The following is a 14,704-nucleotide window of genomic DNA, read 5'->3' on the forward strand; positions in this document are numbered from 1 at the left end:
CGGGGATTGATCAAATGAAATCGGAACTCCTCGGAGCGTCATGTCCGAGGCGTTCCGAGGAGATCTTCATCAGCCGAGGGCATCGCCGAGGATTGCGCGGCGTGTCCGTTGACGTAGAGTCCGCCGACACGCGCAGGTGACTGTAGAAGGAGCTCTGATGGTACGGACGACCCCGCCGCGACCGGTTGACATCGCTTCCATATTTCCTGAGCTGGCTCCGCTGGCCAGGCAGGCGGTTCGGCTGCATCCGCGCCCCGGAACACCGACTCCTTACGAGAGTTCCATCGGTGGCCCGCTGCTCTGGCCCGCGAACGAGGAGTGGCCGGTCTGCGCGGAAACGCACGATGATTGGCAGCTGCCGGTGTCGCTGGACGACGTCCGTAGGCGTCGTGCCCTGCTGGAAGCGGCATGGCTTCGTCCCCGTGGCCCTAAGGAGAACCTGCTCTCCCCAGAGGAGCAGGCCCTATTGGACACTCTGCAAGCAGGTCACCCCTGGCACGGCGAGCCGAACGCCCTGCTGCCCGTCGCGCAGCTCTACCTGCGCGACATCCCAGGGCTGACCGGCCCCGATGGGGCGGATCTGCTCCAGGTCCTGTGGTGCCCCCTCGACCACGACGAAAACTCACTGCCTGCGACCCGCCTGGTGTGGCGAGACGCCGCGAGCGTGGTCGATCCCCTGGTCAGTCCGCCGCAGCCGGCCGATGTCGACCACGACGGCAACTACGTCCCCGAACCCTGCATCCTTCACCCGGAGCCCGTCACCGAGTACCCGGCTCCGCACGAGTTGCCAGAAGAGCTCGCGGAGCGTCTCACTGCCTGGGGCCGCGCGGAATGGGCCAAGAGCCACCCGGAGGATGAAGATCACGGAAGAGGTCACGCTTACTACCAGTATGAGCTGTCCGTTGCCCCCGGATGGAAAGTCGGCGGGTGGGGGCCATGGAGCTTCTGCGACCCGTGGCCCATGCTCTGTGCCACCTGCAAGACCGAATGCCGACCGCTGCTGACCGTCAGCTCCGGTGAATGGGACGGTGGGAGCGGAAGCTGGATTCCCCTCGAAGACCGCGTACCGCCGGCTGGACCAGTGGGTCTCCGCCAGCCCTCCGACCCTCCAATGGTCTCCATCGGCCGCGGCTACAACATGCAGATCTACATCTGCCCGGTGTCGTTCGACCACCCGCATCTGGAGAACATGCAGTGAGTCCTCTCGGCCTGCCCCTCCGCTCCCCTCCCTCTTGAGTGGGATCGCGACGCGGCACACGTTGGGCGCTCGTTTTGGGAGCGCACTGGGGGCACATCGCAGCGGAAACCGGCGGCAAGCGATGGCAACCAACGGAAGCGTTTTGCAGGTCGAAGGCGTCTTGCGCGCCATCGCCGCAGGTAGCGATTATGCGGAATTCGTATCCGGCCTACAGGCCTACTCAAGGACCAGGGCCGGCCCCATGTCGCTGTAGCCTCTATCGGCGTGAACTTGCTGCTGGCATTCCGAGCCGTTGGCTCGTCACCCTGCACTCAGGCTCAGTCATCGAGCTTGCGGCCGACGCGTACGGCGAAGCCGATAGACACGTGGTCTTCAACGTCCTCGTTGACGCCGCCCCAGAGGAGCAGTCACAGATGGTCATCGAATGGGAGGTGCCCAATAATCCAACACGGGTTGGCGTCCTGGTCGCCAAGATCCCGGCAGCAGAGGTGGCCAGCATCGTCACTGCCCCGTCTTGGTTTGACGATGGCACTGGGTTCGATCCGATAACTGAGTGAGGTCCGCCCATTCAAGGAAGACGCGTGCCCGTACAGCAACGTCGTCTTACACTGCCAGGCGCCACCGGGCCGCATCTACCAATTGACCAGGGCGGCGTGTCCCTGACAAGGCACCCGCACTTTCCTACGGATCAGAAGGTTAGGGGTTCGAGTCCTCTCGACCGCGCCCAGCTCATGGGCCCATTCCGATCACCGGGATGGGCCTTTCTGATCTCTATACAGCAGTCCTGTACACCCCCACGGGCGTGGGGAGGACACCGGTCCAACTCCTGGTCGCCGTATGGCGCTGGGCCTGCACCCTCATGACGGTGCAGGCCCAGCGCGGTGGTGTCACTTAGGTGATACCAGGGTCAGTTCACTTGATGACTGCGAGGGTGTCGACGACACCAGCGCCGAAGAAGCTGTTGTCGTCGGCGGTGCCGGTGCAGGCCGCGGTGTTCTGCGGGCACGGCTTGGATTGGGCCCGCGCCTTGAGCTCACTGATCATCTCGGCCGGCGACCAGGACGGGTGCGCCGACTTCATCTGCGCCAGGACGCCGGCGACGTGCGGGCTCGCCATCGACGTACCGCTCTTGGTGCCGTAGCCGTCGGCCCCCGTCCGGGTGTTCCACGTCGTCGAGTAGATCGACGAGCCGGGAGCCGCGACGTCGATCTTGCCGAAGCCGTAGTTGGAGAAGGACGACCGGACGCTGTCCAGCATGGTGCCCACGCGCTGCAGGGATGCGACCGTCACGACACCGTCGAACTCAGCCGGGATGTCGTTGCAGCGGTTGTTGATCGTGCGCACGGTCGGCTTCGGCGCGTCGTTGGGGCTGCCCGTGTCCACGGTCTTGTTGGCCATGTCGTAGTTGGAGTTGCCCGCCGCAGCGACGTTGACGACGCCCTGATTGGTGGCCCACTTCACGGCGCGCCGGACGGCCTCCTTGCTGGCGGCCTGGTCGGGCTGGTCGTCACACCAGAACTCGAACGGGTCGATGTAGTAGGAGTTGTTCGTGACGTCCATGTGCTTCAGGCCCGCCCACATGAAGCCGCAGATGGCGTACTCCGGGTAGATGAAGCCGTCGTTGTTGACGACCTTGACGGACGCCATACGCACGTTCGGCGCGACACCGACGATGCCGATCTTGTTGCGGGCGGCGGCGATGGTGCCGGCGACGTGCGTACCGTGGTCGCTCGTCGTCGGGCGCCAAGCCAACGGCGTCTGATCCGGACGGCCGACGTTAGTGCAGTTGACCGAGTTCGCGACGTCGATGTTGGCCTTGAGGTCCGGGTGTGTCGGCGAGATGCCGCTGTCGAGCACCCCGACGAGGACGTTGCGGTTGCCGTCGGAGATCGCCTGCGCCTGCGGGGCCTTGATCATTTGCATGTCCCACTGGACGCCCTCGTTGGGGTCGAGGCTCTCGCCAGGCAGCGGGTCGGACGGGATGTCGCCGTTGTCCGGCTTCTTGGCACCCTTCTTGTACCCGCTGGCGCCGGGGCCCCACTTCGGGGCCAGGTCGGCCGGCGTCCCCTCGGAGACCCCGGCCGTGCGGGTGGCGCCGACGGCGGCGACCGCGTTGCCGCCCTTGGCGGTGACGTTCGCGCGGAAGGCCGCGCGGTCGGAGTGGGCGACGACCACGCCGATCTCGGGCCAGGACTGGACGACAACACCTCCGGCGGCCTCGACCGCGCGCTCAACGAGACGAGTTTGGCCGGGGTTGGCGATCCGGGCGTTGACGACGTAGCTCATGAGCATCCCGTCGGGGATGTCCACGTTGACCGGTGTCGACGTCGGCTCGTCGGTGGTGGCCGCGCTGGCCGAGCCGATCGCGCCTCCAAGGAAGGCGGCACCCACCATGGCAAACGCTGCGGCGGTGGCCGCGAGGCGTCGCTTGGGCAGGGCATGCTGCATGCGTTGCTCCTTGAGCGATGAGGCCGCGGCACTCATCGCCGCGGTCTGGCTGGCCCCGATTCCGAAAGCCCGAAATCGCCCCGAATCCAGCCTTTCGAGTTGGTTGGTGACGGTAACAGCTCGATCGTGAATTGTTCAAGAGCTCACCAAGGCGGAAGGCTGACCGGACCAACCTGCTGGCCGACGATCAAGCGCACACTCCGAATGGCGCTTCCGGGCTTCGTGTGGGTCCGGTGGGGGTGATCAAGCGCCGGGGCGCAGGATCGGGGTATGCGCGACACGGAGCTGTACCAGCACCTGCTGGGCCTGACCGCGGCCCACCCCGGGCATGCTGTACAGCAGCGCGTACAGCAACGCCGCCTTACGCGATCACACCTCGCCGGGCCCGTATCTACCGGTCGAGCAGGGCGGCGAGCCATCAATCAGGAGCCGAGCGCGGACCAGCCCAGAGCCACCACGGGTGCATGGCCAGAATCGCCAACGAAGACTCGGACCTTCTGATCCGTAGGGAAGGCAGGCCCCTCGTGCCAACAACCGCATCGGCTTTGCCGCCGACGGGGAGATGCTCCTGATGGTCGATGCCATGTACCCGGAGGAGTGGGTGAACCAGCCGAATCTGGCACGTTGGCCTGAACTGATGACCATGGCACCGCACTTCAGATGGAGGAAGGGAAAGGACTGGCGAGCGGCGGCGCCGGCGACGATCGAGCCGACCACAGGGGCCAGGTTGAGCATGGAGTGGCTTGAACAGGAGCGCCCGTATCTCGCTTCCCAAGATCTCGTAGAGTACTGAGGGAAACGACGACGACCCTGGTAATCCGACCAAGCACGCAGAGCCCTCCGAAGAAGCCGGAAGGGCTCACAGGAGCACATGCGACTGGTCCACATCTACGGCTGACCTGGGCAGGAGTCCGCCAACCTGGACAGCGCCACCACATGGGCGGTAGGGCGGTGGGATACTCACCGAGTGCCATCCCATATCCCTCGTGAGGACGCCAGCTACCTTGGTGGTGCCATGCCGGCGCTGGTTCTCGTCTCGACTGATCCGATCGAGATGCTTCCCGTGTTCCAGCTTGATGCGGACAGGCCGTTGCCCTGCGATGGCTGGCAGCTCCTGGCCGGATTGACCGTCTCGGTCGTCGACGGACCCGGTGATTCCGGAATGCTGGTCGAAGGCGTCATCCGTCCTGATGAGGCTGAAGAACGTACCGCATGGCTGGACGCCGTAGACCATGCCGGTGGCGCGGTGGTGCTGGTCGTGGACTCGCAGAGCCCGGTAGACGACTGGGCAGCCCTGGCCGGCAGCGGAAAGGCCCGGGGTGGGTTCGTATCCGCGGTTCAACGCGCCGGCTGATCAGCGAGCGACGACGCCGACGTGCCACCCCGTGATGGTCACCCGATCCAACAGATCTTGCTAACGCCGTTGCTAACAACGTCCCTGGGCGCCGGTGGACACCAACGGAAGCCGATCAAGGAAAGGTGGGGTCTGAGCTGGCACCCGCAACATCCGTAGACATCCATGGACCATCGTCGGCCGACTTTCAATCCGTAGGTTCAGGGTTCGAGTCCCTGGCGGCCCACCCTTAATGACCAGGGCAGACTCCTAGATCTCATGATCGGGAAGCCTGCCGGGGGTCGCAGTTGTCATCGCCGGGTCGCAGCCGCCGGCCTCAGCCATCCCACAGCCCCGCGAGGCAGTGCTTCGCAGGGCTGCCGTTGTCCATCGGGGCTAGCCGCCGATGCGGCTACTCATCGGAGCCGCCGCCGTTGCAATACTGCTGTTCCCACGTTGCGGTCTTGTAGCTGTAGCAGTAGTAGCAGCCATCCTCTCTCCACTTGCACAGGCCGGGATTGGGCTGGGCCGAGGAGCAGATGTTCGGCACGGAGGCCTGCGCGGTGCCGGTGACGGTTCCGGTGACGAGGAGCGTGGACGCCGCCAGCACGACGGCGAAGAGCAAACGCTTGAGCATCAGAGATCACTCCCTGAGGTGAGGCCGAACCCCGATTGACGGGGATGACGAGCGTCGGTTCCGGGTCCCGGGATACGCCGATGCATCGCTGACATCACTCAGACTAATCGCGGCATCAGACGAAATCTCCCAGCCAGCGGCAAAACATTATTTCTGCCGCATCACTCCATAAATGGGATCATCCTCATTTATCAGATAAATGCGGCATTGTGCCCCAGCTAGCCGCTGCGGGCCTTCGAGCCGCAGATTCCTACCGCCGACGGCAGCTTGGAGGGCACTTCCCCGGGGGTTTCAATGCGGCGCCACAGGGACGGAAAATGACAGGCAAGGAAATTAGCGACATTGTTGGCAGACTCCGGGGAAGAGAGACGCGAAACCGCTCCCACGCCGTTGTCTCAGCCCTCTCAGCCGAGCAGGAGCAGCCTCGCGGCCGTATGCCGGCCTCGTGAACGCGAGCGTCCTTTCACCCTCGCGGCCGTGCTGAGTCTCTGACGCCCCCTTCACGCCCTTCTGACCCCGCCATTGACAGCGGGACCGGCTGATCGTAACCTCAGCGCGAGCCCACTGTTAGTAAACTTTCTTAAAGAAAGGACCTTTCGGTGGCCCGTCCGATGGCACGGAGGCGGGTCGTCCATCGGCACGTACGCATGGCAGGCCACGGCACCGGCGGCCATCACCACTCTCGGCACCAGTCACCCCCCACCACTGAAGGATCCCTGTGCCCAGACATTTCGTGAAACGCTCCCTCGCCGTACTCTTCGGCATCACCGTCGCGGCCTCCATCGGCTTCGCCGTCAGCCCTGCCAGCAGCGCCGTCACCAAGCAGGCCGCCGCCGCCCCGTTCAAGGTGCTCGCCTTCTACAACGGCACCTGGGACGCCGCGCACATCGACTTCGACAAAGAGGCCAGGGAATGGTTCCCCACGGCCGGCGCCCAGTACGGCTTCACCTGGGAGGCGACGACCGACTGGAGCCGCCTCAGCGCCGCGGGCCTGTCACAGTACAAGGTCATCATGTTCCTGGACGACGCCCCGCCCGCGAGCCAGCGCGCCGCGTTCCAGACGTACATGCAGAACGGCGGAGCCTGGATGGGCTTCCATGTCAGCGCGTTCACCACTGACCCCAACTCATGGGGCTGGTACTACAACACCCTCCTGGGCTCGGGCGCGTTCCAGACGAACACCTGGGGACCGACCGCCGAGACCCTGAAGATCGAGGATCGCGGCCACCCGTCCACGGCGGGCCTGCCGGCGACCATCCAGTCCTCGGTGAGCGAGTGGTACTCGTGGAGCCGCGACCTGCGGCAGAACCCCGACATCGACATCCTGGCGTCGATCGACGCCTCCAGCTTCCCGGTCGGCACCGACCCGAACCAGCAGTGGCGCAGCGGCTTCTACCCGGTCATGTGGACGAACACCAAGTACAAGATGCTGTACGCCAACTTCGGCCACAACGGGATGAACTACACCACGAACACGCGTACATCGTCGACCTTCGCGAGCGCCCAGCAGAACCAGTGGCTGATCAACGGCCTGCTCTGGCTGGCCGGCGCGGGCGGCACCACGCCTCCCACGACAGAACCGATCTCCCCGACGACGTGGTACTCGGTCGTCAACAAGGGCAGTGGCAAGTGCGTCGACGCCCGCGCGGCCGGCACGACCAACGGAACCGCGATCCAGCAGTACACCTGCAACGTGACCAACGCGCAGCAGTACCAGTTCGCGCCGACGAACGGGAGTTTCGTCCGCGTCAACAACCGCGGCAACAGCGCCCAGGCGCTCGACGTGACCAACGTGTCGACCGCCGACAACGCCCCGATCCAGACCTGGACGTACGGTGGCGGCAACAACCAGCAGTGGCAGCCGGTGTCCGAGGGTGGTGGCTACTACCACTTCGTCAACCGCAACAGCGGCAAGTGCCTCGACGTCCCCGCCGCGTCGACCGCCGATGGGGTCCAACTCGTCCAGTACACGTGCAACGGCACGGCCGCCCAGTCCTACCGGCTGGTCGCACAGAGCTGAGGCGGCAGGCTCACGAGCGAAAGCGGTGGCGGGCCGTCGGCATCCTGCCGTTGCCGGGGTGTCCTGGCGACGCCCCGCCACCGCAAACACCCGGCTTCGGCTCAATGCCCGGTCCCGCTTACTCATTCGGAGCGGTGCCTGGTACGACGCTGAGCGGCACGCTCCGCCGCCACTCGTTCGCGCCGCTCCTGATCCGCGATCTCTCGTGGCGTCGGCACCCGCCGGTTCTCATGCCGGATCGCCAGACGGATCGCCCAGTAGATGAAGAAGAACAACAACACCGCTGGAATGCCCCACAGCACCAACACCACCAACAGCACCAGAATCTCGGCCATTTGCTCCTCCACGTAGGGATTACCAGCGTGCCCGGTCTGCCAGGTTGCTGCGGTAAGAACCTGATCTGCACCTGATTTCACCTCTGGGCGTTCTCGCCGATTGTGTCGGGCGCTGACCAGGGGCATTACGACCGTAAATTGTGATGACGGGTTGCGAACCGGCTGATACCGTATCCGGTCGGCCGCTTGTCGGGTGAGGAAGCGCTACGGATCAGAAGGAGCCACATTGGGACGACTCAGGTTGCTGCCCGCCGTTCTCGCCATCCTGTCCGTCGCGGTGGCGGGATGTACGGGCAGCGGTGGCTCCGCGGCCGTCACCATCCCTGATAGTCCGGTCGGCAGGCAACTGCGCTGGTATATGGAAGCGGTCAATCGCGCGCCGCTTGCCGAAAGCGAGCTCGCCGAGCACCTGAGCCAGGACTTCATGAAGGGTGTGCCTCCAGAGGAGTTCAACACGATGGCCAAGAGCCTGGCCGATCTGAAGCTGGAGGAGTTGAGCGATATCAAGCCCACGGCCCTGGTCGGGCAGACGTTGATTCCGGGGCAGAGCTACAAGACGGAGATCTCCGTGGACGGCGACGGGAAGATCGACTACCTGCTGCTCACGCCTAACTGAGCGAGGTCGGAGATGAGGCGGCAGCGTCAGACGTGGACTTTTGATCCGTCGTTCGGGAACCGTGAGCAGGTGCGGGGCAGCGGATCGTTCGATGTGACCGTGGAACACCTCGCGAGCACCGGGCGTGCCGCATCATCGATGAAGCAGGCGACGCCATGACCAGGCTCGTCCATATCACCGCGGCCAAGAACGCGCGTCCCGGTCAGGTGTGGCGTCGGTGGGCGGCGTTGGGTCTTGGAACCTCGCTCGTGGTGGTGATCACCGTCTTTGTGGTGAACCGGGGTGATTCCGAGGCGCGGGAGCCTCGGGGCATCACGACGACCGAACTGCGGGAAAACGAGGTCCTCATCGACAAGGACCAAACGATCGACATCAACGACGAAGACCTCGAAGACGGCCCGCTGAAGCCGTTCGTCGATGAGCTTCGGCGTGGCGGTCACCTGGAGACGGCCCCGGGTGGTTAACGGAGATCAGCAGCGCTGATGAACGGGCCGTCATGTTCCCGGGGGGAAGGCCTCCGGGCATTCGGGGAGGCGGCCGGAGGCCTCGGAGCCTCGGAGGAGGCGGTCCTCCAGTTGCGTCTCGGCCGCCATGCGGGCCGCGAGCCCGTCCAGCGTGGCCGCGCACCGCACGTTGCAGAGCCCGCGTTGGAGGAGTTCGCGAGAGATGCCGTGACGGCGCACGGCGTACCACCCGCCGCCGACCGCGTCGGAGACCAGCCAGTGCCTGCCGTACTTCACCCGCAGCTCCGCCAGCGTCACCGGCATGGTCTGTCACCCACGCGGACACTTGACGGGAGCACCGGAAGTCGCCCATTCCAGGCGGCGAAAGCCGACGATCGGCTCGGGGGGATGGCCACACGCCAAGGTTAGGGAACTTGACGTGATCATTCAATTACACCCAGTAGTTACGGCCGTGAATGGCCAATGCGAGCGAGGTGTTCCACACCCCGATGTGGCGGGCAGGTCGTCGCTCGATCACGCTGTACGTATGAACGCGAACGAGCTGACGGCGACGCGGAGGTCCCTCCACGCGGTCGCAGAGTTGATCATGGCGGGGCCGCAGTACCGGCAGAGCGGGACAATCCGTCTCCGGGTCACGCCGGGAGGGTTCGCGACGGTCACCGATCCTGACCTGCGCGTCGAGGGGCACGAGCTGGTGGTGGGAAGCGAACGCCTGCCGCTGGACGGGAGATCCTTCGATGATCTGGGCAGGGAGACCGGTGCGGGTGCCGGCGCCCCGGAGAATCTGTACACCGACGGCTCGGGGGCTTCGCTGGACGACATCCTGACCGTGGACGCCGCCGCAGCGGAGCACCTGGAGAAGAGCCTGGCCCTGGGCGACCGGGCGTTGCGCGCGTTCGCCCCCGAGGCCACGCCAGTGCTGTGGCCCGAGCATTTCGACCTCGGCATAACGCTCGACAAGGTCAACTATGGCGTCTCGCCGGGTGACGGCTACCTCGATGTCCCCTATGCCTACGTCGACCCGTGGGAGCCGAGGAGCGGTGACTTCTGGAACGCGCCCTTCGGCGCGGCGCACCCCCTCAGCGACCTTCCTGACCTTCCGGCGTTCTTCGCGGAGGGCCGGGAACGGGCGACCTGAGCGGTCCGACGGCACCCTCAGCCACCACAATTGGGTCATGAGCCAATGGCAGGAGACTCGTGAGCGGGTACGCGAATTCGCCCTCGGGCTCCCCGGGGCCTACGAGGACTTCCCGTGGGGCGAGAGCGTCGTCAAGGTCAACAAGAAGATCTTCGTCTTCCTGGGGCCGGACGATGAGACGGACAAGTGGGAGCCCAGGTTCTCCGTGAAGCTGCGCGAGTCGAACGGGCACGCGCTCAACCTGCCGGGTGCCACCCCGACGGGGCACGGCCTCGGCAGGGCCGGGTGGGTCACGGTCCCGTTCTCCGACGACGTGCCGGACGCCGTCCTGGCGTGCGACTGGGTGGAGGAGAGCTACCGCATCGTGGCCCCCAAACGGCTCGTCGCCGAGCTCGACACCTCGCGGCCCAAGTGATGGACACCACGAGCGCATTCAACCCCGAAGCAATCGATGCTCTGCTGCTCACCGGAGGGCTCGGCTCCGGGAAGACGACGGTCGCCATCGCCGTGGGCGAGCTGCTCGGGGACGCTCCCCACGCGGTCATCGACCTCGACTGGCTGTGCTGGTGTACGGGCGCGGCGGTGCACGAGATGCTCACGGCCAACCTGCGGGCCGTGGCCGCCAACTTCGCGGCTTCCGGCGTGCGGCGGCTCGTGCTGGCGCGGGCCCTGCTCGAACCCGCACACCTGGCGGCCGTACGGGAGGCGGTTCCCGGCGCCGCGCTCACGGTCGTCCGGCTGACCGTGTCCGAGCGGACCGCGCGTGACCGCCTTCGCGCACGCGACCGGGGAGCCACGCTCGACGGCCATCTCGCCGAGGTGACGGACTTCGAACGGGCGGTGCGGAGCGCGGCGCCGGAGAACGCCGTCGTCCACAACGACGGCCGTCCTGTGGACGAGGTCGCCCGCGAGGTACTCGACCTGTGGACCAGGGGGTTCAGTAGTCGACGGCCGCGTCGATGATCCAGTCGGCGAGATAGCGGGCGAAGGACGCGCGCACCAGCACCCGGAATTCGTCGTCCTCGCGGGCGACCAGTATGACCTGCGCCCGCGCCAGCATGGTCTGGGCGCAACGGCCGGGCCCGAACACCGACGGATGCAGATCGAGGGAGCATCCGTGCGCCAGCAGGTCTCGCGCGCCCGGCCCAGCCACCAGAAGGGTCGTCCGCTGTGCCGAGACGTCGGTGACGGCCATGTCCTCCGAGCGGGGAAGGTCGGCATCTCCGATCACCAGCCACTCGTCGGGCCCGAGCCACAGCACGTCGGCCTCCCCCGAGCGCAGCCATGTCCCCGGCTCCACCGGCAGCCGCAGCCCCAGGGAGGACGGGACCCGGTCGGGGTCGGCCCGCACGTTGGTCTGCCGCAGGAACGGAACCTCCCGCACCCGAAGCCGCCCGTCCGCCACCCCGTCGAACCCCGCCAGCGGACTCACCCGCTCGACCTTGTCACGGTGTCCTGGACGTGCGCTGAGCCGTTGGGGGGTCGCTGGGTCGCCATCGCGGCGGGCTCCCTCGGGGTCGTAGAGGACGTGGTGGGTGACCGTCACCGGGATCAGGCGATCGCCGACCGGGGCGTACAGGCGCTCGCCGATCCGGTCCCTGCCGCCGCTCACGAGGGCGAGCGCGAAGGTGCGGCCGAGCGCCGCACTTCGGTAGCTGGACGTCACGTGACCGAGCATGGGCACAGGTGGCTCCGGCAGCCGGTCGAAGGCGACGAGCTGGGTGCCCTCGGGGATCAAGGTGCCGGGGTCTTCGGGGAGTAGGCCTACCAGGTGGCGGCGGTCCGGGCGGGTGGTGTCGGGTCGGGCGAAGGACCGTTTGCCGATGAAGTCCGGCTTCTTCTTGGAGACGATCCAGTCCATGCCGAGGTCCGCGGGCGTCACCGTGCCGTCGGTGTCCTGGCCGACGATGGGGTACCCCTTCTCGGCCCGCAGGACGTGCATGGTCTCGGTGCCGTACGGCGTGACCGCGCCGGTCGCCTGGATCGCCTCCCAGAGCGCCGGCCCGTGCCACCAGCTGACGTTGATCTCGTAGGCCAGCTCGCCGGAGAAGCTGATCCGGCAGACGCGTGCCCCGATGCCCGCCACCTCGGTGTCCCGCCAGGTCATGAACGGGAAGCTCTCGGTGTCCACCGCCAGGTCAGGGGCGAGCCCGGCCAGCACGTCACGTGAGCCCGGCCCGGCAAGCGCGACGGTGGCCCACTGCTCGGTGACCGAGGTGCAGTGGACCCGCAGGCCGGGCCACTCGGTCTGGAGCCACTCCTCCATCCAGTCGAGTACGGCCGCGGCGTTGCCCGTGGTGGTGGTGACCAGGAACCGGTCGGGGGCGAGGCGGATGACGGTGCCGTCGTCGAACACCATGCCGTCGGGCCGGCACATCACGCCGTAGCGGATCGCGCCGACCTTGAGGGTGCTCATCATGTTCGTGTAGAGCCGGTCGAGCAGCTCGGCGGAGTCGGGGCCCTGGACGTCGATCTTGCCGAGGGTGGAGGCGTCCATGGCGCCCGTGGCCTGCCGTACGGCGCGGCACTCGCGCAGCACCGCGGCCTCCATGTCCTCGCCGGGACGCGGGTAGTACCAGGGCCGTTTCCACTGTCCGACGTTCTCGAAGAGGGCACCGTGCGACACATGCCAGTCGTGTGTCGCGGTGACCCGTACAGGGTCGTGCAGGGCGCCCCGGTCGCGTCCCGCGAGCGTCGCGAAGGAGACCGGGACGTACGGCGCGCGGAACGTGGTCGTCCCCAGGGCGGCGACGCCGACCCCGAGCATCCCGGCGACGACCGCGCTGGTCAGCGTCCCGGAGGTCTTGCCCTGATCGTGTGCCGTGCCGGCGGTCGTGTACCGCTTGACGTGCTCGGCCGATCGCAGCCCGGCCTCCGTGGCCCGCTGGAGGTCGGCCACGGTGACGTCGCGTTGCAGGTCGACGAAGTGGCCGGAGTAGTCGTCGGCCGGAACCAGCCACAGATGCTCCGCGGACACGTCCGGAAGCGGATGGGAGGGCAGCGGGAAGCGGGATAGGTCCGGAAGCGGATGCGAGGCCGGCGGCGAGCCGGATACGTCCGGAAGCGGGCGCGCGGGCAGCGGGGAGCCGGATCCCGCCGCCTCGCCGTCGGCCAGGCATCCCGCCAGGGTGAACACCCCTCGCGCCGAGCCCACCACTTCGACAGCCTGCGGGAACCGGCCGGCCGGGACGAACGCCGCCAGCGCCTCGTCGTAGCGCGGTTCTCCCCCGGACTGGCTGAACAGGTGGACGACGGGGTTCCAGCCGCCGGACACGAGGAGCAGGTCGGCTTCGACCTCACGCCCTCCGACAAGGACCGCCCGCACGCCCTCGTCGTCCGGGCCGCCGACCACGCCGGTGACGAGCCGCCCCTCGCGGGCGTCGGCGATCTCCGCGATCTCCACGCCCGCGTCCGCGAGGTCGCGGGCCGCGTCGTACGCGCTGTCGCCCGTCGTGAAGACCACCGCCCGCCGCCCCGGCAGCACGCCGTACCGGTTCACGTACGCCCGGGCGGCGGAGGCCAGCATGACGCCGGGCAGGTCGTTGCCGCCGAAGGCGATCGGCCGCTCGTGCGCCCCGGTCGCGAGAACGACCCGGCGGGCCCGGATGCGCCAGACCCGCTCCCGCGTCACCGCGTCCTCGCCCCGGCGCTCCACGGCGACCAGGTAGTTGTGGTCGTAGTACCCGACGACGCTCGTACGGAAGAGAACGCGCACGTCAGGCAGGGTGGCGAGCTCGGCGGCCACGTCGCGTGCCCAGTCGGCGCCTGGCCGGCCCTCCACCGTCTGGGCGGTGTCAGGCAGGCTGCCTCCGGGCTGGAAGCGGTCGTCGGCGAGGATCACCCGGGCTCCGGTGCGGGCGGCGGCCAGCGCCGCCGTCAGGCCCGCGGGGCCCGCTCCCACCACGAGGACGTCGCAGTGCGCGTGTGTGGCGTCGTAGCGTGCCGGGTCGGGCTCCGGGGACAGCCTTCCCCGCCCGGCGAGGCCGGTGGCGGCCAGCCCCTCGTACAGCGGGATCGTGGTGGCCTGCACCATGGGCTCGGGGAAGGGCCGTTCGATCTGGACGACGGCGTTCGGCTCCTCGGTCCACGCGCCGAAGATCCCGCGCGGGCGGCCGAGCGTGACGCTGGTCGCGACCTTGCGCACGCCGTTGGCGAGCAGGGCGGCGGCCAGCGTGTCGCCCCGGTACCCCTCGTAGGGCGTGCCGTCGAAGGTGAACCGCAGCACCTCGCCCCCGCGTCCGGCCCGGCGGCGCGTCATCGCGAACCCCCGATCTCGTTGGTGGCCGTGTCCCTGGTGAGGTTGAACCAGCGGCGGCACCCGGCCGCGTGGTTCCACCGTTCGTCGAACGGGCCCTTGGGGTTGTCGCGGAAGAACAGGAAGTGCGCCCACTCCTCGTCGGTGAGCGCCGCCGGGTCCGGCGGGTACGCGACGTGCGCCTGGCCGCCGTACCGGAACTCGGCCTCGTCGCGCGGCCCGCACCACGGACAGGGGATCAGCAGCATCGGTGGGGCTCC

General features: G+C 67.6%; 16 protein-coding genes and 1 tRNA gene. 11 read left to right on the forward strand and 6 right to left on the reverse strand.

Annotated elements, in window-relative coordinates; genetic code table 11:
• The first annotated feature begins 157 nt into the window (after window positions 1-157).
• Together OG589_RS34885 and OG589_RS34890 are read left to right on the forward strand one after the other, a co-directional pair.
• On the forward strand, window positions 158-1,198 hold the full coding sequence (locus OG589_RS34885) for a hypothetical protein (protein WP_405142478.1): 1,041 nt from the start codon (window positions 158-160) through the stop codon (window positions 1,196-1,198).
• A 413-nt stretch (window positions 1,199-1,611) separates the two neighbouring features.
• Entirely contained in the window at window positions 1,612-1,755 is a 144-nt protein-coding gene (locus tag OG589_RS34890) for a hypothetical protein (RefSeq protein ID WP_405142480.1), read from the forward strand.
• A gap of 355 nt (window positions 1,756-2,110) precedes the next feature.
• Here the strand turns inward: OG589_RS34890 and OG589_RS34895 are convergent, their stop codons facing one another.
• Window positions 2,111-3,646, reverse strand: coding sequence for a S8 family peptidase (locus tag OG589_RS34895; protein WP_405142481.1), 1,536 nt, complete (start codon window positions 3,644-3,646; stop codon window positions 2,111-2,113).
• Window positions 3,647-4,208: 562 nt separating this feature from the next.
• Here OG589_RS34895 and OG589_RS34900 point away from each other — a divergent pair.
• The 3 genes from OG589_RS34900 (at window position 4,209) to OG589_RS34910 (ending at window position 5,226) form a co-directional block, all read left to right on the forward strand.
• Complete coding sequence (locus OG589_RS34900) at window positions 4,209-4,439, forward strand: hypothetical protein (RefSeq protein WP_405142482.1); 231 nt, start codon at window positions 4,209-4,211, stop codon at window positions 4,437-4,439.
• 222 nt (window positions 4,440-4,661) lie between these two features.
• On the forward strand, window positions 4,662-5,000 hold the full coding sequence (locus OG589_RS34905) for a hypothetical protein (RefSeq protein WP_405142483.1): 339 nt from the start codon (window positions 4,662-4,664) through the stop codon (window positions 4,998-5,000).
• 128 nt (window positions 5,001-5,128) lie between these two features.
• A tRNA-Ser gene (locus OG589_RS34910) sits at window positions 5,129-5,226 on the forward strand.
• Between the two features lie 165 nt (window positions 5,227-5,391).
• On the opposite strand, the gene OG589_RS34915 is transcribed toward OG589_RS34910, so the two are convergent.
• Complete coding sequence (locus tag OG589_RS34915; protein ID WP_405142484.1) at window positions 5,392-5,616, reverse strand: hypothetical protein; 225 nt, start codon at window positions 5,614-5,616, stop codon at window positions 5,392-5,394.
• Between the two features lie 718 nt (window positions 5,617-6,334).
• Between OG589_RS34915 and OG589_RS34920 the strand changes: the two genes are divergently transcribed.
• The gene (locus OG589_RS34920; protein ID WP_405142486.1) at window positions 6,335-7,636 is read left to right on the forward strand and encodes a ThuA domain-containing protein; all 1,302 of its coding nucleotides are present in this window, start codon (window positions 6,335-6,337) and stop codon (window positions 7,634-7,636) included.
• A gap of 122 nt (window positions 7,637-7,758) precedes the next feature.
• On the opposite strand, the gene OG589_RS34925 is transcribed toward OG589_RS34920, so the two are convergent.
• The gene (locus tag OG589_RS34925) at window positions 7,759-7,971 is read right to left on the reverse strand and encodes a hypothetical protein (RefSeq protein ID WP_405142487.1); all 213 of its coding nucleotides are present in this window, start codon (window positions 7,969-7,971) and stop codon (window positions 7,759-7,761) included.
• A gap of 226 nt (window positions 7,972-8,197) precedes the next feature.
• Here OG589_RS34925 and OG589_RS34930 point away from each other — a divergent pair, with 226 nt between their 5' ends.
• Window positions 8,198-8,587 (forward strand): Cpe/LpqF family protein, encoded by a 390-nt coding sequence (locus tag OG589_RS34930; RefSeq protein ID WP_405142489.1) that lies wholly within the window; start codon window positions 8,198-8,200, stop codon window positions 8,585-8,587.
• Window positions 8,588-8,742: 155 nt separating this feature from the next.
• Window positions 8,743-9,051, forward strand: a complete 309-nt coding sequence (locus tag OG589_RS34935) for a hypothetical protein (protein WP_405142491.1) — start codon at window positions 8,743-8,745, stop codon at window positions 9,049-9,051.
• A gap of 30 nt (window positions 9,052-9,081) precedes the next feature.
• Here OG589_RS34935 and OG589_RS34940 read toward each other — a convergent pair whose 3' ends face one another.
• Entirely contained in the window at window positions 9,082-9,354 is a 273-nt protein-coding gene (locus OG589_RS34940; protein ID WP_405142493.1) for a hypothetical protein, read from the reverse strand.
• 223 nt (window positions 9,355-9,577) lie between these two features.
• Between OG589_RS34940 and OG589_RS34945 the strand changes: the two genes are divergently transcribed.
• Genes OG589_RS34945 through OG589_RS34955 form a run of 3 tightly spaced genes read left to right on the forward strand, consistent with a single transcriptional unit; the run spans window position 9,578 to window position 11,152 of the window.
• Window positions 9,578-10,189: a hypothetical protein gene (locus OG589_RS34945; protein WP_405142495.1), complete on the forward strand. Its 612-nt coding sequence runs from the start codon at window positions 9,578-9,580 to the stop codon at window positions 10,187-10,189.
• A 37-nt stretch (window positions 10,190-10,226) separates the two neighbouring features.
• Window positions 10,227-10,604, forward strand: coding sequence for an MmcQ/YjbR family DNA-binding protein (locus OG589_RS34950; protein WP_405142497.1), 378 nt, complete (start codon window positions 10,227-10,229; stop codon window positions 10,602-10,604).
• Entirely contained in the window at window positions 10,604-11,152 is a 549-nt protein-coding gene (locus OG589_RS34955) for a hypothetical protein (RefSeq protein WP_405142499.1), read from the forward strand. Before OG589_RS34950 ends, OG589_RS34955 begins: the two co-directional genes overlap by 1 nt.
• Here the strand turns inward: OG589_RS34955 and OG589_RS34960 are convergent.
• Window positions 11,127-14,447, reverse strand: coding sequence for a 2Fe-2S iron-sulfur cluster-binding protein (locus OG589_RS34960; RefSeq protein ID WP_405142501.1), 3,321 nt, complete (start codon window positions 14,445-14,447; stop codon window positions 11,127-11,129). The genes OG589_RS34955 and OG589_RS34960 overlap by 26 nt on opposite strands.
• On the reverse strand, window positions 14,444-14,692 hold the full coding sequence (locus OG589_RS34965) for a sarcosine oxidase subunit delta (RefSeq protein WP_405142503.1): 249 nt from the start codon (window positions 14,690-14,692) through the stop codon (window positions 14,444-14,446). The genes OG589_RS34960 and OG589_RS34965 overlap by 4 nt, the downstream gene beginning before the upstream one ends.
• Between the last annotated feature and the right edge of the window lie 12 nt (window positions 14,693-14,704).

This window comes from Sphaerisporangium sp. NBC_01403 (assembly GCF_045040145.1).
Lineage (GTDB): Bacteria > Actinomycetota > Actinomycetes > Streptosporangiales > Streptosporangiaceae > Sphaerisporangium > Sphaerisporangium viridialbum.